At 62.5% G+C, this 17,199-nt stretch carries 16 protein-coding genes; 10 read left to right on the top strand and 6 right to left on the bottom strand.

Annotation, left to right across the window (positions count from 1 at the left end):
• The first annotated feature begins 2 nt into the window (after positions 1-2).
• Both HWW83_RS06840 and HWW83_RS06835 read left to right on the top strand, forming a co-directional pair.
• Positions 3-632, top strand: a complete 630-nt coding sequence (locus HWW83_RS06840; protein WP_033634448.1) for an N-carbamoylsarcosine amidohydrolase — start codon at positions 3-5, stop codon at positions 630-632.
• 142 nt (positions 633-774) lie between these two features.
• Positions 775-2,085, top strand: coding sequence for an MFS transporter (locus tag HWW83_RS06835; protein WP_016927840.1), 1,311 nt, complete (start codon positions 775-777; stop codon positions 2,083-2,085).
• A gap of 71 nt (positions 2,086-2,156) precedes the next feature.
• On the opposite strand, the gene dcp is transcribed toward HWW83_RS06835, so the two are convergent.
• Positions 2,157-4,358, bottom strand: coding sequence for a peptidyl-dipeptidase Dcp (dcp, locus tag HWW83_RS06830; protein ID WP_060660752.1), 2,202 nt, complete (start codon positions 4,356-4,358; stop codon positions 2,157-2,159).
• Between the two features lie 106 nt (positions 4,359-4,464).
• On the bottom strand, positions 4,465-5,379 hold the full coding sequence (locus HWW83_RS06825) for a LysR family transcriptional regulator (protein WP_033650466.1): 915 nt from the start codon (positions 5,377-5,379) through the stop codon (positions 4,465-4,467).
• A gap of 103 nt (positions 5,380-5,482) precedes the next feature.
• On the opposite strand from HWW83_RS06825, the gene HWW83_RS06820 reads away from it, so the two are divergent.
• Positions 5,483-6,649, top strand: coding sequence for an MFS transporter (locus tag HWW83_RS06820; RefSeq protein WP_069100796.1), 1,167 nt, complete (start codon positions 5,483-5,485; stop codon positions 6,647-6,649).
• On the opposite strand, the gene guaD is transcribed toward HWW83_RS06820, so the two are convergent.
• Together guaD and HWW83_RS06810 are read right to left on the bottom strand one after the other, a co-directional pair.
• Positions 6,631-7,947 carry a guanine deaminase gene (gene guaD / locus HWW83_RS06815; RefSeq protein WP_176589145.1) on the bottom strand — a complete coding sequence of 439 codons (1,317 nt, stop codon included), beginning with the start codon at positions 7,945-7,947 and terminating at the stop codon, positions 6,631-6,633. The genes HWW83_RS06820 and guaD overlap by 19 nt on opposite strands.
• Positions 7,904-8,233 (bottom strand): hypothetical protein, encoded by a 330-nt coding sequence (locus HWW83_RS06810; protein ID WP_170853606.1) that lies wholly within the window; start codon positions 8,231-8,233, stop codon positions 7,904-7,906. The genes guaD and HWW83_RS06810 overlap by 44 nt, the downstream gene beginning before the upstream one ends.
• A 142-nt stretch (positions 8,234-8,375) precedes the next feature.
• On the opposite strand from HWW83_RS06810, the gene fecI reads away from it, so the two are divergent.
• From fecI to ydfG, 5 genes are all read left to right on the top strand, one after another.
• Entirely contained in the window at positions 8,376-8,906 is a 531-nt protein-coding gene (gene fecI / locus HWW83_RS06805) for a ferric citrate uptake sigma factor FecI (RefSeq protein ID WP_176589144.1), read from the top strand.
• The gene (gene fecR / locus HWW83_RS06800) at positions 8,903-9,859 is read left to right on the top strand and encodes a ferric citrate uptake sigma factor regulator FecR (RefSeq protein WP_108680662.1); all 957 of its coding nucleotides are present in this window, start codon (positions 8,903-8,905) and stop codon (positions 9,857-9,859) included. Before fecI ends, fecR begins: the two co-directional genes overlap by 4 nt.
• Positions 9,860-9,973: 114 nt before the next feature.
• Entirely contained in the window at positions 9,974-12,325 is a 2,352-nt protein-coding gene (gene fecA / locus HWW83_RS06795; RefSeq protein ID WP_033642991.1) for a TonB-dependent Fe(3+) dicitrate receptor FecA, read from the top strand.
• A 199-nt stretch (positions 12,326-12,524) separates the two neighbouring features.
• On the top strand, positions 12,525-13,046 hold the full coding sequence (locus HWW83_RS06790) for a GNAT family N-acetyltransferase (protein ID WP_060660756.1): 522 nt from the start codon (positions 12,525-12,527) through the stop codon (positions 13,044-13,046).
• 125 nt (positions 13,047-13,171) lie between these two features.
• A complete protein-coding gene (ydfG, locus tag HWW83_RS06785) occupies positions 13,172-13,921 on the top strand; it encodes a bifunctional NADP-dependent 3-hydroxy acid dehydrogenase/3-hydroxypropionate dehydrogenase YdfG (RefSeq protein ID WP_033642989.1) in 750 nt (249 codons plus the stop codon).
• Between the two features lie 36 nt (positions 13,922-13,957).
• On the opposite strand, the gene HWW83_RS06780 is transcribed toward ydfG, so the two are convergent.
• Positions 13,958-14,284, bottom strand: a complete 327-nt coding sequence (locus tag HWW83_RS06780; RefSeq protein WP_033650474.1) for a YnfA family protein — start codon at positions 14,282-14,284, stop codon at positions 13,958-13,960.
• A 148-nt stretch (positions 14,285-14,432) separates the two neighbouring features.
• On the opposite strand from HWW83_RS06780, the gene HWW83_RS06775 reads away from it, so the two are divergent.
• Together HWW83_RS06775 and HWW83_RS06770 are read left to right on the top strand one after the other, a co-directional pair.
• Positions 14,433-14,801, top strand: a complete 369-nt coding sequence (locus HWW83_RS06775) for a DUF1283 family protein (protein ID WP_033633135.1) — start codon at positions 14,433-14,435, stop codon at positions 14,799-14,801.
• Positions 14,802-14,890: 89 nt separating this feature from the next.
• Entirely contained in the window at positions 14,891-15,190 is a 300-nt protein-coding gene (locus HWW83_RS06770; RefSeq protein ID WP_033642988.1) for a DUF1161 domain-containing protein, read from the top strand.
• 50 nt (positions 15,191-15,240) lie between these two features.
• On the opposite strand, the gene HWW83_RS06765 is transcribed toward HWW83_RS06770, so the two are convergent.
• Positions 15,241-16,728 (bottom strand): MDR family MFS transporter, encoded by a 1,488-nt coding sequence (locus HWW83_RS06765; protein WP_033642987.1) that lies wholly within the window; start codon positions 16,726-16,728, stop codon positions 15,241-15,243.
• Between the last annotated feature and the right edge of the window lie 471 nt (positions 16,729-17,199).

Raw genomic sequence — 17,199 nt, 5'->3', positions numbered from 1 at the left:
GAATGAACGACACCCTCAGCGACAACTATCGCGGCGTCTGGGGCCAGCGCATCGGCTTCGGCCGGCGCCCGGCGCTGCTGGCGATCGACTTTATGCAGGCCTACACCACCGAAGGCGCGCCGCTGTTCGCGCCGGGCGTGGTGAGCGCGGTCGAGGAAAGCCGCGAGCTGCTGGCCTGCGCACGCCGAACGGGAATTCCGGTGATCCACACCCATATCCGCTATCATGCAGGCCATTTTGCCGATGGCGGCTTGTGGGTGAAGAAAGCGCCGGTGATGAAAGACATGGTGGCGGGCAACCCGCTGGCGGCGTTCTGCCCGCCGGTGGCGCCGCTGGCCGATGAGGTGGTGCTGAGCAAGCAATACGCCAGCGCCTTCTTCGGCACCGCGCTGGCGCCGCTGCTGGTGGCGCAAGGGATCGACACGCTGCTGATGATCGGCTGCTCCACCAGCGGCTGCATCCGCGCCAGCGCGGTGGATGCGGTGCAGCACGGCTTTCGCGCCATGGTGGTGCGCGAGTGCGTCGGCGATCGTCACCCCGGCCCGCACGAAGCCAACCTGTTCGACATCGACAGCAAATACGGCGATGTGGTGCACAAACGGGAGGCGCTCGACTACCTGAACCGGTTATGAGTCAACGATTCACCTGCAACGACAATAACGAAGGCGCAAACAGCGCCTCACGCGACCGCCCGAAACAGGGCGGCGCCCATGCAACGCAAACACAACAGGCGCCTCCTGCGGAGGCCAACACGCACCACCTGGAGACAACATCATGGCCATTGTCGACACCCCGCTGGCGGGGAAAGCGGACGCAGAATCGCTGCTGCTGTACCGCAAAATCACCTGGAAACTGATCCCGTTTCTTTGCCTGTGCTACCTGGCGGCCTACCTCGATCGCATCAACGTCGGGCTGGCCAAGCTGCAGATGGCCGACGCGCTGCAGCTGAGCGAAGCGGCCTTTGGTCTGGGCGCCGGGCTGTTCTTCGTCGGCTATATTCTGTTCGAGGTGCCGAGCAACCTGATCCTGCAGCGCGTCGGCGCCAAGATGTGGATCGCCCGCATCATGATCACCTGGGGGCTGCTGTCCACCGCCACCATGTTCGTCACCACGCCGACCCAGTTCTACGTCATTCGCTTTTTGCTCGGCGTGGCGGAGGCCGGTTTCCTGCCCGGCGTGCTCTTTTACCTGACGCTGTGGTTCCCGACCTATCGCCGCGGCCGCATCATAGCGCTGTTCATGATCGGCCTGCCGCTCTCCAGCGTGATCGGCGGGCCGCTCTCCGGCTGGATCATGGGCCATTTCGACATGCGCCACGGGCTGCACGGCTGGCAGTGGTTGTTTTTGCTGGAGGGCATTCCCAGCGTGCTGTTGGGCGTGCTGACCTTCTGGCTGTTGCCTAACACTTATCAGCAGGCCAAGTGGCTGACGCCCGAGGAAAAACAGCGCATCGCCGACGATTTGGCGCGTGACGACGCCGAGGCCGATCACGGCAAGCACAGCTTCCGCGACGGCTTCTTCAACCTGAAAGTGTGGATGCTCGGCGGCATCGACTTCGCTATTCTGCTCAGCGCCTACGCCATGGGCTTTTGGATGCCGACCTTCATCAAAACCGCCGGCGTCACCGACATCACCACCATCGGCTACCTGACGGCGATCCCCAGCGTCGCCGCCCTGCTCGGCATGCTGCTGATCGGCAGCAGTTCGGACCGGCTGCGCGAACGGCGCTGGCATATCATCGTGCCGTTTATCATCGGCGCGCTGGCGATGGCCGGCAGCACCTTCTTCACCCACAATGCGTTGGCCACGGTGCTGCTGTTTTCCATCGCCCAGGCGGCGATCATCGGCGCGGTGCCGGTGTTCTTCAGCCTGCCGGCCACCTTCCTGCGCGGCACGGCGGCGGCGACCGGCTTCGCGCTGGCCTGTTCGCTGGCCAACATCGCCGGGCTGGTTAGCAATTCGCTGATGGGGTTGGCGCTGGATCTGACCGGCAAGAGCGGCGGCGCGCTCTGGGCCTTCGCCGGCTGCCTGCTGCTCAGCTCGCTGCTGGTGGTGGCCCTGCCGGCCAAGGTGGTGAACCGCTGAGCGTCGGCCACGCCAAAAAGACGAAGGGCGCATAATGCGCCCTTCTTTTTGCTTACCGGGAATGGACGAACTTACTCGTCCTTCAGCCCGCGGTTGATCAGCATCGGCTCGATGCTCGGCTCTTTGCCGCGCCAGTCGATGTACAGCTTCTCCAGATCCTGGCTGTTGCCGCGCGACAGGATCATGTCGCGGAAGCGCTGGCCGTTTTCGGCGGTCAGGCCACCGTGTTCGGTGAACCACTGGAAGGCGTCGTCCGCCAGCATTTCCGTCCACAGATAGGCATAGTAGCCCGCGGCGTAGCCGTTACCCCAGATGTGCTGGAAGTAGCTGGAACGGTAACGCGGCGGCACGTAGCTGAGATCCACCTTGTCTTTTTGCAGCGACTCGGCCTCGAACTTGTCCACATCCTGCTGCGGCTGATCGGCGGTCAGCATGTGCCAGTGCATATCCAGCAGCGCGGCGGACAGCAGCTCGGTCATGCTGTAGCCCTTGTTGAACTTGTCGGCCTTCTTGATCTTGTCGACCAGTTCCTGCGGCATCGCCTCGCCGGTCTGGTAGTGCTTGGCGAAGTGGCTGAACACTTTCGGATCGCTGACCCAGTGCTCGTTGAACTGCGACGGGAACTCGACGAAGTCGCGCGCGGTGTTGGTACCCGACAGGCTCGGGTATTCCTGATCGGCGAACATGCCGTGCAGCGCGTGGCCGAACTCGTGGAACATGGTGATTACGTCGTCATACGACAGCAGCGCCGGCTGCCCCGGCGCCGGTTTGGTGAAGTTGGCGACGTTGTAGATCACCGGCTTGGTGCCATTGAGCTTCGACTGATCGACGAAGTTGCTCATCCAGGCGCCGCCGCCCTTGTTGTCGCGCTTGAAGTAGTCGGTATAGAACAGCGCCAGCGATTTGCCGTCCTTGTCGAACACTTCATACACCTTAACGTCCGGCTGGTAGACCGGAATGTCCTTGCGCTCTTTGAAGCTGATGCCGTACAGCAGGTTGGCGGCGTAGAACACGCCGTTGTTCAGCACGTTGTTCAGCTCGAAGTAAGGTTTGATCTGCGACTCGTCCAGATCGTACTTGGCCTTGCGCACCTGTTCGGCGTAGAACTGCCAGTCCCAGGCCTGCACCTTGAAATCGCCTTTCTGCTGGTCGATCACCGCCTGAATGTCTTTGGCTTCACGTTCGGCGCGCGCGGTGGCCGCCGGCACGATGTTGCGCATAAAGCTCAGCGCGGCATCCGGCGTCTTGGCCATCTGGTTTTGCAGTTTCCAGGCGGCGTAGTTCGGGTAACCCAACAGCTTGGCCTGCTCGGCGCGCACCTTGGCCAGTCGGGAAATGGTCTGGCGGGTATCGTTGCCGTCGCCCTTCTCCGCACGCGTCCAGGAGGCGTCGAACAGCGCTTTGCGGGTATCGCGATCTTTCAGGCTCTGCAGCAGCGGCTGCTGGGTGGTGTTCTGCAGCACCAACAGCCACTGTTTCTCCAGCTTGCGCTCGGCGGCCGCCTGCGCTGCCGCGGCCAGCTCACCTTCGGACAGACCGTCCAGCTTCGCCTGGTCGGTTATCGCCAGCGCGCCGTTTTTGCTCGCCGCCAGCAGTTTGTTGGTGAACTGGGTGCTCAGCGTCGCCGCTTCCTGGTTCAGCGCCTTCAGCTTGGCCTTGTCGGCGTCCGACAGGTTGGCGCCCGCCAGCTCGAAGTTCTTATAGGTGACTTCCACCAGCCGACGTGACTCCGGATCCAGCTTTAGCGCATCGCGATCCTGATAGATGGCCTTGATGCGCGCGAACAGCTTGCCGTTGAGCATGATGTCGTCGTTCAGCGCCGCCAGCTTCGGCGAGGTTTCTTCATCCAGCTTCTGCAGCGCATCGCTGGTATTGGCCGAGGTCATGGCGCCGAACACGTTCATCACCCGCGTCAGCAGCGAACCGGCCTGCTCCAGCGCCACGAAGGTATTTTTAAAGTTAGGCTTGGCCGGGTTGTTGGCGATCTTCTCCACCTCTTCCCGCTTTTGCTTGATGCCCGCGTCGATCGCCGGCGCGTAGTCGCTTTCCTTGATCAGGTTGAACGGCGGCGCCTGGAACGGCAGACGGCTTTGATAGAAGAACGGATTTTGGGTCTTTTGCTTGTCGTGCTGATTGGCTTCACCGGTCACGGTAGCCTCCTTCGCCTGGCCGCTGGGCAGCGCGCTATGGTCGGCGTGAGGTTGGGTTTCTGCTGCCTGTGCCTGCGAGCCCAGCGCCATGCCGATCGCCAGCACCAATGTGGATAAACGCATCAAATCGAAACTCCTCCATGTTCACGGAATAAGGTCTCGGGGAATGGCTCCCTCTGAGTCACCTCCTAGCTTAGGCGCAGTTGGCAGTTTGAGCAAAAACAAGTGATTAGAAGTGAGCCGCCTCGCCGATCTGCTGTATCAGAAAGGTCAGCAGCGCGCGCGTTTTGGCCGGAAGATAGCGGCGGCCGGGATAAACGGCATACAGCTGCAGCGGCGCCGGCGGCAAGGCCAGCGGTATCTCAACCAAACGTCCGTCGGCCAGAAACGGCCGGCAGCCGAGCTCGGAGAGTATGGCGAACCCCACGCCGGCCAAGGCCGCCTTCAGCGCCATCTCCCCGCTATTGACGCGATAGCGCGCATTGACCGGGACGGTAACGAACTTGCCGTCCGGGCGGACGAATTGCCACGGCATGCCCTTCAGCGCATCCACCGTACTGATACAGGGCAATTGCGTGAATTGCTCAATCTCCGACGTCGGCGGCCACTGCGCCACCAGCGCCGGCGCAGCCACCACAATGCAGGGAAAGGTCGCCAGCGGCTGCGCGACATAGTCGCTGTCGTCCAACAGGCCCCGGCTGACCATGACCGCCAGATCGACATCGTCAAGCAGCGACGCCATGCCCGCCAGATTGGTGACGCAGCTGATTTCGATCTGCGGATGCTGCAGGGCGAAGGCCGCCAACGGATCGCCCAACAGATATGGCCCCACTTCATTCGGCACGCACAGGCGCAGCGGCCCGCGCAGCTGTTGCTGCCGTTCGCTGAGCGTTTGCGCGGTGTGATCGAGCGACGCCAGCAACGGCTGAGCCCGCTCATGCAACAGTTGGCCGTTCGGCGTCAGCCGCATTGAGCGGGTGCTGCGCTCGATTAAGCGCTGGTCGAGCTGGCGCTCCAGCTGCGAGATAGCGCGGCTGACGTTGGAGGTCGGCATCGCCAGCGCCCGAGCGGCCCCGACGAAGCTGCCTTGCTCCACCACCGCCACGAAAATGCGTAACAGGTTTAAATCCAATTTGGCGCGCATGATTATCCCACATTTGATAACAAACCATGCCATTTCTACCACCTAATCCCGCGCAACGCCACGCGCTACACTGCCGGCCTGACTCTGCAACCGAAGGATGCTTATGACACCCACGAGAAAGCTGACGGCGATAGCGCTGGTCATCGCCTTTATTCAATTCACCAATGCCCTGGAATACATGGTGTTCAACCCGATATTTCTCTATATGGCCGCCGACTTTTCCGTGCCCGTCAGTTACGCCGGTTATGTCAGCGCGGCCTATACGCTGGCAGCGGTGATTTCCGGCATCGGCGCGTTCTATTGGATCGGCGGCGTTGAAAAGCGGCGTTTTCTGCTGCTCAACGTCGCGCTGCTGGGGGTGACGACCTTACTGATCGCCGCAACCCAGCAGTTTTATTGGCTGTTGGCGCTGCGGCTGCTGGCCGGTCTGCTGGGCGGCACCACGATGGGCGTGGGGATCGGCTTGCTGCTCAACGCCGCGCCGGCCGCGCTGCACGGCCGAATGTTGGCGACGGTGATCGCGTCTTTTTCGCTGGTGAGCATCGTCGGCATGCCGGGCATGCTGTACCTGTGCGAGGTGGCAAGCTGGCGCGCCGCGCTGGTGACTATCGGCGGGCTGTGTCTGCTGGCGGCGGTGTTGGTGGCGCTGTTCGTTCCCAGGGATGCGCCGCAGCCACAGGCTGCCGCGCCCGTCACGCTCGATCGCCGGCTGTTGCTGTTCGCCTCCGCCGCCGGTCTGACGCAGTTCAGCCCGATGCTGCTGATCCCGGTGCTGGCGCCGCTGCTCACCCAGCGGTTACAGGTGGCAGACGCGCATTTGTCCTGGCTGTTTCTCATCGGCGGCGTGGCCGGCTATCTGGCGACCGTACTGGCAGGCCGCTGGCTGCAACGCTTTGGCGCCGTGACGCTGACGGTGAGCGCCACGCTGTTGCTGCTGGGCAGCCTGTGGCTGGCGGCGCGCGGTGGCGACCGCGCTGAACTGTTTATGGTGACGTTTCTCGCGGCGGCCTACGCGCGGCTGGTCGCGATCTCTTCCCTGAGCATGCGCTGGCCGGACAATCGGCAACGCGCCGCCTTCGGCACGCTGCAAACCGCCCTGATACACCTGAGCGCCACGGTGGCCTTCTTGCTCTCTTCCGCGCTGCTGAGCGGCGGCCTCACCCCGCGCAGTTTGCAACGCCTGCTGTGGTTGTGCGCACTGAGCGCCGTCGCCGTCGCGCCGCTCAGCGTTTGGCTGCAGGCGCGGCTGCGTCAGCGCGGCGCCTCATAAACCACCTTACCGTCCACATAGGTGCGATAAATGTTGCGATCGTCCCCCAGGGTCATCAGCACGAACCCTTGATCCATCAGCGTGGCGCTGTTGGCGTGACGCAGCTGCTGCAGCGGCGTCACCGCCGGATCGAGCACCACGAAATCCGCCTCTTTGCCGACGTTGAAGTTGCCGATTTTGTCGTCCAGCGCCAGCGCGCGCGCGCCGCCCAGGGTGGCATGATAGAACGCTTCTACGGCGGAGAGCCGGTAATGCTGCAGCTGGCCGACCTTGTACGCCTCGCCTAACGTGCGCAGCATATTGAAGGTGGTGCCGGCCCCCACGTCGGTGCCGATACCGATCTTCACCCGCTTACGCCAGGCCTGCTGCAGGTCAAACAGCCCGCTGCCGAGAAACAGGTTGGAGGTGGGACAAAAGGCGATCGCCGAGCGGGTATCGCACAGGCAGTCCCACTCCTGCTCCTCCAGATGCAGGCAATGGGCGAATACGCTTTTATCGCCGGTCATGCCGTAGCGGTGGTAAACATCCAGATAGCTGCGGTGTTGCGGGAACAGCGCTTTTACCCAGGCCACTTCCTGCGGGTTCTCGCTCAGGTGCGTCTGCAGCCAAACGTCGGGATATTCTTCACGTAGCCGCTGCACCTGCGCCAGCAGCGCCGGCGTACTGGTGGGCGCAAAGCGCGGCGTAATGGCGTAACCAAGGCGGCCTTTGCCGTGCCAGCGTTCGATCAGTTCGCGCGTCTGGCGATAACTCCGCTCCGGCGTTTCCAGCAGCGCCTCCGGCGCATGGCGATCCATCATGACCTTGCCGGCGATCAGGCGCATGTTCAGCGCTGCCGCCTGGCTGAACAGCGCATCGACCGACTGTGGATGCACGGTGCCGAACACCAGCGCGGTGGTGGTGCCGTTACTCAGCAACTGCTGTAGAAAGAAAGCCGACATCGCGTCGGTGTGCTGCTCACAGTCGTAACGGCTTTCGGTCGGGAAGGTGTAATTGTTTAACCAGTCCAGCAGTTGATCGCCATAGGCGCCAATCATTTCGGTTTGCGGATAGTGGATATGGGTATCGATAAAACCCGGCACGATCAGCTTGTCGCGATACTCCGTGACCGCGAAGCCCGGCGGCAGCAGCGCCTCGCCCTGCCGCCAGCTGCCGAACCAGACGATGACGCCGTCGTTCAGCAGCAGCAAACCGTCGGGAACATGCCGCAGGCGTTCTTCGAGCTGTTGCGGCGCCTCCACACAGGCTGCGATATCAAAAAAATTGCCACGAATAGCCGTGGTGAATTGCAGTGCCATTATTTTCTTCCTTGTGACGACCGGCCAAGCCCATCCGCATAATAAATTGCGATGATGAAACAAGGCCCTTTTTACCCAAACGCAAAGACCGGATTAAGCATAGCAAGCCGTGTGCCAACAGGCGGCGATAAAATACATTTTTAAATAAAAACAATTGATTGGTAATTAACCTAAAAGCATAGGCCAGCGAAAGAGAATAAGACCCACGCTCAGTCTTCGACGGCGGATAAATAGCAACCGTTTGCTTGCCGAAATAACACCGCGCCGCTGCACCTTTAATGGGCAAACGACGCTCTTTACGACCGTCCGCTTTATTTCAACACCGCTTCCGGGGGCGGAACCCCAGCCTGGAGGCAACGGCCAAACTTGAAACGATAACTATTCTCAATTATCATCCGCGCATCTTTTTGACCAGCAATGCGAAAACCATGTCCGCCACCGCCACCGCCTCTGCCCCGCACGCCGCGCTGTCGCGCCTTTACGCCACCCACCACGCCTGGTTGCAGGGATGGTTGCGTCGGCGGCTGGGCTGCGCTTTCGACGCGGACGATGTGGCGCAGGACACCTTTATGCGCCTGCTGAAAAGCGACGCCGCGGCGACCCTGCGCGAGCCGAAAGATTTTCTGGTCACCGTCGCCAAGCGGGTGATGGTCGATCTGTTCCGCCGCAGAACGCTGGAGCGCGCCTATCTTGAGATGCTGGCGCTGATCCCGGAAGGCTACGCCCCGTCGCCGGAGCAGCGCCAGAGCCTGCTGGAAAGCCTGCAGCAGATCGACGCCATGCTCGACGGCCTGGGGCCGAAGGTAAAACAGGCCTTTCTGTTGTCGCAGCTCGAAGGCCTGGGCTATGCGGACATCGCCGCGCGCCTCGGCGTGTCGGTCAGTTCGGTTAAAAAATACATGGCCAAAGCCACCGAGCATTGCCTGCTGTTCAGCCTCGAAAACGACGTTTATTCATGAGCAACGCCATCACCCCCGAGCAGCGCCAGGCGCTGAAAATGGCCGCACACTGGTATGCCCTGCTGTGCGACGAGCACGTCACCGAACGCCAGCGCCAACAGTGGCAAGCCTGGCACCAGCAGCATGACGATCACCGCTGGGCCTGGCAGCGCGTCGAAGCATTGCAGAGCCAGCTGCAGGGCGTGCCGGGCAAATTCAGCTATCGCACGCTCGATCGCGCCGGCCGTCAATCGGCGATCGATCGCCGCACCCTGCTGAAAAGCCTGCTGCTGTTGCTCGGCGTGGGCGGCGGCGGCTTCTTCTACCGGTCGCCGCTCGGCCAGGAGCTGCGCGCCGACTACCGCACCGCCACCGGCGAAATCAAACCCATTGTGTTAAGCGACGGCACCCAGCTGGTGCTGAACACCGCCAGCGCGGTGGACGTGCATTACGACGATCGCCAACGACTGATCCGCTTGCACGCCGGGGAAATCAGCCTGGTTACCGGACGCGATGCCCGGCCGCTGTGGGTGCAGAGCCCGCAAGGGGCGATGCGCGCGCTCGGCACCCGTTTTTTGGTGCGCGAGAGCGGCGGCGAAACGCGCCTGACGGTGCTGGAGCATGCAGTCGAAGCGCAGCTGGCGCAAGACGCGCAACAAAAGCGCCGGGTGAACGCCGGCGAACAGATAAGCTTCAGCGCGGCGGCCTTCAGCGATAAGCAACCGGCTACGGCGGAAGACGGCTGGCTACACGGGGTGCTGAGCGTCAGCCAGTGGCGGCTGGACCGGGTGATCGCCGAACTGGCGCGCTATCGGCGCGGCCACCTGAGCTGCGATCCGGCCGTTGCCGGCCTGCGCGTCAGCGGCAGTTTCCCGCTCAACGATACCGATCGCGCCCTCGCCCTGCTCAGCCAGACGCTGCCGGTACGCCTGCAAAGCTTTACCCGCTATTGGTTGCAAATCGTCCCCGCCTGAATTTTTTAAATGAAAATGATAAAAAATCGCATTCTTGATTGTCCCTTTTGCTTTGCTCATCCGACTCCCAGGAAAACACTGCAGCAATAAATAAAAAATGATTCAGGAGAAGGTATGAACAACGCTTGGGGAAAGGTAGCTCCGGCTTCGCTTTGGGGAAAACGGGCCACGCCGCTGGCCGTGGCCATTGGCCTGGTCTTCGCTGCACCGCAGATGGCGAGCGCCGCCAGTGCCGCTGCCGCCTATCACATTCCGGCCGGTGAGCTGGACGGCGCGCTGAACGCTTTCGCCGCGCGCGCCGGCATCGCGCTCTCGGTGGACGGCGCACTGACCGCCGGTAAACGTTCGCCGGGCCTGAGCGGCAGCTACGGCGTCGATGACGGCCTGAACGCCCTGCTGGCGGGCAGCGGCCTGCAGGCTAAAGCGCTCGGCAACAACGGCTACACGCTGGCCAAACTGCCGCAGCCGCAGAAAGAAGAAGACATCACCGTGGTCGGCGACTGGCTGGCGGAAGGCCGTCAGGCAGACGTGTTCGAACACCCCGGCGCGCGCGACGTAGTGCGCCGCGAAGACTTCGTCAAAACCGGCACCACCACCGTGCGTGAAGCGTTGAACCGCGTGCCGGGCGTGGTGGCCCCGGAAAACAACGGTACCGGCAGCCACGATATGGCGCTGAACTTCGGCATACGCGGCCTCAACCCGCGCCTCGCCAGCCGCTCCACCGTGCTGATGGACGGCATCCCGGTGCCCTTCGCCCCTTACGGCCAGCCGCAGCTGTCGCTGGCACCGGTCTCGCTCGGCAATATGGATGCGATTGACGTGGTGCGCGGCGGCGGCGCGGTGCGCTATGGGCCGCAGAGCGTCGGCGGCGTCGTCAACTTCGTTACCCGCGCCATCCCGAAAACCTTCGGCCTGGAGGCCGGCATGCAGGGGCAGCTCAGCCCGACCTCGCGCCAGGATCACCCGAAAGGCACCGGCAACCTGATGATCGGCGGCACCGCCGACAACGGCTTCGGTGCGGCGCTGCTTTACTCCGGCACCCGCGGCAGCGACTGGCGCGAGCACAGCGCGACCAAGATAGACGACGTGATGCTGAAAAGCCGCTACGCCCCGAACGAGGTGCACACCTTCAACAGCCTGCTGCAATACTACGAAGGCGAAGCGAACATGCCGGGCGGCCTGAGCCGGGCGGACTACAACGCCAACCCGTTCCAGTCTACGCGCCCGTACGACAAGTTCTGGGGCCGCCGCCAGTTGGCGAACTTCGGCTACCAATATCAGCCTGATCAGCAGCATAAGTTCGACGTGCAGAGCTTCTACACCTACACCCTGCGCAGCGGCTATCTGGATCAGGGCAAGAACCTGACGCTGTCGCCGCGCGAATACTGGGTGCGCGGCGTAGAACCGCGCTACAGCCAGAGTTTCCGCTGGGGAGATTCCGCCCATGAGGTCGGCGTCGGCTACCGTTACGTCAGTGAGTCCACCCATGAGCTGCGCTACACCAGCAAGGCCAGCACCGGCAGGCTGCCGTCCACCGCCAGCCCGTACGATCGCGACACCCAGTCCGGCACCGAGGCGCACGCCTTCTATCTCGACGATCGCATCGACATCGGCGACTGGACCATCACGCCGGGCATGCGCTACGAGTACATCAAGTCGTATCAGAACAACTACATCAAGAATAACCGCCTCGACGTCAGCTATAACGCGCCGCTGCCGGCGTTGAACGTGATGTATCACCTGAACGAATACTGGAACCTGTACGCCAACACCGAAGGCTCCTTCGGCACCGTACAATACAGCCAGATGGGCAAAGCGGTCGACAGCGGCAAGATTGAACCGGAGAAGGCGCGCACCTGGGAACTGGGCACCCGCTACGCCGGCGATGCGCTGACCGGCGAGATCGGGCTGTTCCTGATCAACTTCAACAACCAGTACGATTCCAACCAGGTGACCGACAGCGTGACCGCGCGCGGCAAAACCCGCCACGCCGGGCTGGAAGGCAGCCTGCGTTACGATCTGTCGCAGTTGACGCCGAAACTGGACGACCTGACCGCCTACGCCAGCTACGCCTACGTCAACGCCACCATCCGCGAAGACGGCGGCTACAAGGGCAACCAGGTGCCGTTCTCGCCGAAGCATAAAGGCACCCTGGGGCTGGACTACACGCCGGGCAACTGGGCGTTTAACCTTAACGGCGAGTTCCAATCCAACCAGTTCGCCGACAACGCCAACACCGTGGCGGAAAGCGCCGACGGCAGCACCGGCCGCATTCCCGGCTATATGCTGTGGGGCGTGCGCGCCGCCTATGATTTCGGCCCGGAAATGGCCGGCCTGAATCTGGGCGTCGGCGTGAAAAACCTGTTCAACCACGAGTATTTCACCCGCGCCTATGACGACAACAACAAAGGTCTGTACATCGGCCAGCCGCGCACGATCTATCTGCAAGGTTCGGTGAAGTTCTGATCCTCAACGGCGGGCGCGGTTAACCGTGCCCGCCGCCTTTCCCGTCGACGTGACGACGTCACATAAAACCGTTCCTCCGCGTCGCCGCAGCGGCGAAAAATAAGTCGCTTCTGACGCCAATACGCGTAATATCGACGATCCGCCCCGATTTATGTGCGCGGATTTTTTGCCGTTATGGCCTGAAAAGCGAGGAAATAAAATGAATCACAATGACCTTTCTCAGTGCCGCGTTGACACCGACCGTTTGTTGATTGCCCCCTTTACCGCAGCAGACGCCGACGATGTTTACCAGGCGATAACCCCCACGCTGACGCGCTTTATGACCTTTGAGCCGGAGGCGTCGCCGGAAGATTTCGCCAACGTTTGGCAAAGCTGGCTGCCGCTGATGCGCGAAGGCGAAGAAGTGATCTTCGTCGCCCGCCGGCGCGAAGACCGGCAGTTTGTCGGCGTCGGCGGCGCGCACAACCTGCGCAGCCCCACCCCGGAGCTGGGCATCTGGGTGAAAGAGAGCCTGCATGGCCAGGGCTACGGCCGCGAAATCGTGCAGGGCATCGCGCGCTGGGCCAGCGAGCGCTTTCAGCCGCCGCACTTTCTCTACCCGGTGGCCGAGCAGAATACCGCCAGCCGCCGCCTCGTCGAGTCGCTGGGCGGCGTGCTGGCAGGCCGTTGCGAACGCATCAAGTATGACGCCGTGGTCTACCACCTGCCGCCTCAGCGCTAATCAGCATCGGGCCGCTGGCCCGGTGTGACCTTTTTTCCTTTCCGCCGTGATAACCGCTGCCACTGCCTGCGGGTTTGTGCTAATGATAGAAGCATGTAGGGTAAAAACAGTTGAGGAACAGCAACATGATTATATTTGTTACCGGCGCCACCTCCGGTTTCGGCGAGGCCATTGCGCGCCGTTTTATCCGTGAAGGCCACCAGGTGATCGCCGCCGGGCGCCGCCTTGAGCGTCTCGAAGCGCTGCAGGAAGAATTGGGGGAAGCGCTGCACATCGTGCGGCTCGACGTGCGCAACCGCGCCGCCATTCAGCAGGTGATAGAAGCGCTGCCGGCCGAGCTGCGCCAGATCGACGTGCTGGTGAACAACGCCGGGCTGGCGCTGGGGCTGGAGCCGGCGCACAAGGCCAACGCCGATGACTGGGAAACCATGATCGACACCAACGCCAAAGGGCTGGTGAACATGACCCGCGCGCTGCTGCCCGCCATGGTCGAGCGCAACGTCGGCCACGTGATCAACATCGGTTCCACCGCCGCCAACTGGCCCTATGCCGGCGGCAACGTGTACGGCGCCACCAAGGCGTTCGTCAAGCAGTTCAGTCTGGGCCTGCGCGCCGATCTGCACGGCACGCGCATCCGCGTGACCGATATCGAGCCGGGCCTGGTGGGCGGCACCGAATTCTCCAACGTGCGCTTCAAGGGCGATGACGGCAAGGTCAATAAAACCTACGAAGGCGCCGATGCGCTGACGCCGGAAGACATCGCCGAGTCGGTATTCTGGGTCGCCACGTTGCCGGCGCGCGTCAACATCAACACGCTGGAAATGATGCCGGTCAGCCAGTCCTTCGCCGGGCTGAACATCCACCGCGGCGCCTGAGCCCTGTCGGCGGGAGGCGACTCCCGCCGTGTTTCCTCAGGCCGCGCGCCAGCCGGAAACAATAATCAGCATGCCCGCCAGCGCCACCCCGGCGCCGACCCAATCCAGCGTAGACAGCTTCACGCCGTCCACCACTCGCAGCCACAGCAGCGCCGTCGCCACATACACGCCGCCATAGGCCGCGTAGACCCGCCCGCTGGCCGCAGGATGCAGCGTCAACAGCCAGACGAACAGCATCAGGCTCAAGGCCGCCGGCAACAGCAGCCAGGCGCTGCCCTGCTTCTTGAGCCACAGGTAAGGCAGGAAACAGCCGATAATTTCAGCGAGGGCGGTGGCGAAAAACAACAGCGTAGTTTTTAACATCGGTCGCAGTTTTCTCTCGATAAAGTAAACGAATCGGCGCTTGGCTGGTGAATTCCAGGAGCGCGGTGGTATATTTGTCACCACGCCTGCGGGCGAGGTAACGCCAGTGCCGCCTTCATCAGGCGCACTCACTCATAAGGATGAAACGATGAAAACATTTTCGACCCAACGACTGCTGCGCGGGATGCTGCCGGTCGCCATGCTGGCCGTAATGGGCGCCTGGCAGGCGCCGGCGCTGGCCGCCACCTGCACTCAGGGCAGTACCTGCGTCACCGTCGATGGCAAAGGCAGCGGCGCGATGAGCACCGAAGAAGCGCGCCAGAGCAAAGAGCAGTGGAATGATACCAAATCCCTGCGCCACAAGGTTAACACCCGCGTCGAGAAAGAATTCGACAAGATCGATCGCGCGGCGGATGACGAAGATCGCTGCAACGACAGCAACAACGTCAACGCCTACTGGGAGCCGGACACCCGCAAATGTCTGGATCGCCAGACCGGGCGTCGGATTAATCCTTAATCCGCCTGCGGCGGGCGGGCAAGCGTGAAACCCGGCCGCCGTTGCTGCTATCCTGTTACAGGAAGTCCATTGTCTAAAAGGATGACGTGATGAAAAAAACGCTGATATTAACCGCTGTGTTGCTGGCCGGCGCGCCGATAGCGGCCCTGGCCTCCTGCGAAAGCGTGAAAGCGGACATTTCGCAAAAAATCGTCAATAACGGCGTGCCGGAGTCCGGCTTCAAACTGGAGATCGTGCCCAACGATCAGGCCGATCAAGCGGGCGGCCAGGTGGTCGGCCACTGCGAAAACGACACCCAGAAGATCGTCTACACCCGCCTGAACAACGGCGACGATCGCGGTGATGCGGCGCAGACCGGCACCAGCCAGGATACCTCCAACACGCAGTAAGCCGCACCGGCTACCAGGGCGCTCTGCAGCAGCGCCCGCTCCTTCTTTCCTTACGCCTGTTCCGCCTCTTCCTCTTCGCCCTGCGGCCGACAACGCGCCGGGATCAGCATCGCCGCCGCCAGCGCCAGCAACGACACCAGCGCCGAAACCAGAAACACCCAATGCAGCGAAGCCGCCACTTGCTGGGTCAGCTGCGCCAACGCCTCGCTCCCCATGCTCTGGCGCACTGCCGGTTCCATCAGCCGCTGTACCGGATCGTCAATCTCCGGCAAACGCCACTGCAGGTTGAGATTCAGCGTCGCGCCCAAAATCGCGGTGCCGATGGCCGAGCCCACCATGCGGGTAAACACCGTACAGGCGGTGGCGATGCCGCGAATGCTGTAATGTGCCGCGTTCTGCACCGAAACCAGAAACGTGGTATTGCACAGCCCCATGCCGGCGCCGACCATAAACGCCGCCACCCGCCCCCACAGCAAGCCGCCCTCCGGCTGCAGCAGCAGCAAGATCAGGCCGCCCGCCACCAACAACAGCGCGCCCAGCAGCGCCGTGGCGCGGTACGAGGTCATCAGCATCAAGCGGCCGCTCAGCGTGCTGGCCAGCGGCCACCCGATCGACATCAGCGCCAGCGTGGTGCCCGCCTCCAGCGGCGAGCCCCCCATCACGCCCTGAATGAAGGTCGGCAGAAAGGCGCTGATGCCCATCATCGCCGCGCCGATCACCAGCCCGCCGATGTTACCGGCTACGATCACCCGGCTTTGCCACAGCGCCAACGGGAACAGCGGTTCGACCGCGCGCCGCTCCTGGCGGACAAGCAGCGCCAGCGCCGCCGCCGCCAGCGCAAACAGCGGCACCACCCACCAGCCCAGGCTTTCCATCTGCAACAGCGCCAGCAGCAGCGCCGAAACGAACAGCGTCAGCCAGGCGGTGCCGGCCAGATCCAGCGCGTGCTGGCGCAATGGCTGATGCGCCGGCAGATAGCGCCAGAGGAAGAACATCGCCAACAGGCCGATCGGCAGGTTGACCCAGAACACCAACGCCCACGGCAAATGTTGCACGATAAACGCCCCCAACAGCGGGCCGATGATCGCCGACACGCCCCACACGCTCGACAGGTATCCCATCACCTTCGGCCGTTCGGTGGCGCTGTAGATATCGCCGATGATGGTAGAGGCGATCGGCATGATGGCGCCGGCGCCCAGCCCCTGCAGCAGACGAAAGCCGATCAGCCAATACATGTCGGGGGCGAAACCGCACAGTACCGATCCCAACAGGAACAGCGTGGCGCCGAAGAAGAACACCCGTTTGCGGCCGTAGAGATCCGCCAGCCGCCCGTAGATGGGAATGGTGATCGCCTGCGACAGCAAATAGACCGCGAACACCCAGCCCAGCAGCGAGAAACCGCCGAGATCGCCGATGATGGTCGGCATGGCGGTGGCGACGATGGTGGCTTCGATCGCCGACATGAACATCGCCAGCATGCAGGCGATCAGAATCAGCGGGCGGTGAGCGATGGGTGCGGGTGAAACGTTATTTGTCATGGCGTTATGCAGGTTTCCTGGCGTTTTTGTTTTCCCTGAGTATATCAGCAAGCGCCTGCACCGAGTCTATCCGCCCTCACATCCCGTCTTCGCCGACGGCGGATCGCACCATTTGGACTTGTTGTTACGGCGTAACGTTATGCGGCGGATTTTTTTCACTTTCCCCCCATCCCAGCGCTGACGCGGGCTGAGACGCCGATCGGCGCAAACTCAATCACCTGATTTTGTTCATAAAACTTGGCACGGTCAACGACAGGGTGCTATACCTTCCCTAGCCGGAGTCGTTGGGCTTCGTGCTTTCTCGGGTTTAAATATCAGTATCTTATGCTGATTAACTCACGTATTGAGCCTACGTTCAGCACGCTGTGCCGAACGCACCCTTCGCTCAATGTCGCTAACCTCATGCGAAACGCCCGTTTTGTACCGCCACGCCCGCCGGGCCGTGGGTAACAATCAGAGCGGAATGCGCCG

The organism is Serratia ureilytica (genome assembly GCF_013375155.1).
Classification (GTDB): Bacteria; Pseudomonadota; Gammaproteobacteria; order Enterobacterales; family Enterobacteriaceae; genus Serratia; species Serratia ureilytica.
Note: the sequence above shows the minus strand (reverse complement) of the source record. Positions and strands in the feature narration are given on the sequence as shown.

Bases quoted from the DNA above. Each gene is read 5' to 3' on its own strand.
- HWW83_RS06840 (WP_033634448.1), top strand. From the start codon at position 3: ATGAACGACACCCTCAGCGACAACTATCGCGGCGTCTGGGGCCAGCGC.
- HWW83_RS06835 (WP_016927840.1), top strand. From the start codon at position 775: ATGGCCATTGTCGACACCCCGCTGGCGGGGAAAGCGGACGCAGAATCG.
- dcp (WP_060660752.1), bottom strand. From the start codon at position 4,358: ATGCGTTTATCCACATTGGTGCTGGCGATCGGCATGGCGCTGGGCTCG.
- HWW83_RS06825 (WP_033650466.1), bottom strand. From the start codon at position 5,379: ATGCGCGCCAAATTGGATTTAAACCTGTTACGCATTTTCGTGGCGGTG.
- HWW83_RS06820 (WP_069100796.1), top strand. From the start codon at position 5,483: ATGACACCCACGAGAAAGCTGACGGCGATAGCGCTGGTCATCGCCTTT.
- guaD (WP_176589145.1), bottom strand. From the start codon at position 7,947: ATGGCACTGCAATTCACCACGGCTATTCGTGGCAATTTTTTTGATATC.
- fecI (WP_176589144.1), top strand. From the start codon at position 8,376: ATGTCCGCCACCGCCACCGCCTCTGCCCCGCACGCCGCGCTGTCGCGC.
- fecR (WP_108680662.1), top strand. From the start codon at position 8,903: ATGAGCAACGCCATCACCCCCGAGCAGCGCCAGGCGCTGAAAATGGCC.
- fecA (WP_033642991.1), top strand. From the start codon at position 9,974: ATGAACAACGCTTGGGGAAAGGTAGCTCCGGCTTCGCTTTGGGGAAAA.
- HWW83_RS06790 (WP_060660756.1), top strand. From the start codon at position 12,525: ATGAATCACAATGACCTTTCTCAGTGCCGCGTTGACACCGACCGTTTG.
- ydfG (WP_033642989.1), top strand. From the start codon at position 13,172: ATGATTATATTTGTTACCGGCGCCACCTCCGGTTTCGGCGAGGCCATT.
- HWW83_RS06780 (WP_033650474.1), bottom strand. From the start codon at position 14,284: ATGTTAAAAACTACGCTGTTGTTTTTCGCCACCGCCCTCGCTGAAATT.
- HWW83_RS06775 (WP_033633135.1), top strand. From the start codon at position 14,433: ATGAAAACATTTTCGACCCAACGACTGCTGCGCGGGATGCTGCCGGTC.
- HWW83_RS06770 (WP_033642988.1), top strand. From the start codon at position 14,891: ATGAAAAAAACGCTGATATTAACCGCTGTGTTGCTGGCCGGCGCGCCG.
- HWW83_RS06765 (WP_033642987.1), bottom strand. From the start codon at position 16,728: ATGACAAATAACGTTTCACCCGCACCCATCGCTCACCGCCCGCTGATT.